This is a genomic window from Aliivibrio sp. S3MY1, assembly GCF_028765575.1.
In the GTDB taxonomy this organism is placed as follows: domain Bacteria; phylum Pseudomonadota; class Gammaproteobacteria; order Enterobacterales; family Vibrionaceae; genus Aliivibrio.
In genome coordinates, this window is record NZ_JARACO010000085.1 from 1 (window position 1) to 950 (window position 950).

Sequence of the window (950 nt, forward strand, 5' to 3'; positions counted from 1 at the left end):
GGTCGTACGGTTGGTGACGCTGATACAGATATCGTTACTCGTATTGGTCTAGAGTACGGCTTCTAATAAAAGTGGTTACTTAGCTAACTTTAAAAGCGCTGGCAAACTTTGTCAGCGCTTTTTACTTTAAGAGCATTTAAAATTTAAGGTGTATTAGGATGTATAAAAGAGTTTTAGGCCTAAGCGTAGTATTACTTAGTGGGTGCTCTACGTTATCAAGTGATGATGATTTCAGTGATGTAATTAATGAGGTAGAAAAAAAATCCACTTACGTATCAATAGAAGCTAAAAGCATCAACCCAATAGAAAATGAAGGGGTTGGGGCGAACGCCATGAGAAATACTTCTCAGCTAACGGCCAATTATGCGACAACATCTAGAGCGGTACCTGGATCGTATGTTGCAGTAGAGCTTAGTTATTTTAAATCAAGTTATGTTTATGATTCGGTATCATTTAATGGCTCTGAAACAAAAATTACGGCATATTCACCATCAACAGAATCGTGCACAGAGCACTGTACATCAACACAATATTTTACATTCCCTATAGATAATAAAGACATCGCACTGTCTGCAAAAAATGGGTTAACTTATGATGTACACGCGACAAATGATACGTCTAAATTGTCTTTTAGCATTCCCGCAGGTTATTTCCAAGCGGTGCTAGATGAAAAAGCACTTCAGCTTGAGTATACTCCGTTAGCAGTGCAGCAACCTGTGGCTGAGATAAAAGCAGAGTCAAAGAACTCGAAACCAGTAGAAATGAGTCAATATTGGTTTGATGAAGCGACCGCTGTAGAGCAAGAGCAATTTACCGAGTGGGCTTTTGCTAACCGTAAAGCGGTGAAGAGTAAATTGGCGACATCGTCTAAATCATTGGAGATGTTGAGCTACTGGTATGAGAAAGCGTCTTCTGAAGATAAAGCTCAAATACTAACGTGGTTATTAAAT

Annotated in this window: 1 protein-coding gene; it reads left to right on the forward strand. The window is 38.9% G+C overall.

Annotated elements, in window-relative coordinates:
- Positions 1 to 158 precede the first annotated feature (158 nt).
- The coding region (locus PVK62_RS17330; RefSeq protein WP_274445626.1) for a hypothetical protein at positions 159 to 950 on the forward strand (792 nt) is incomplete at its 3' end.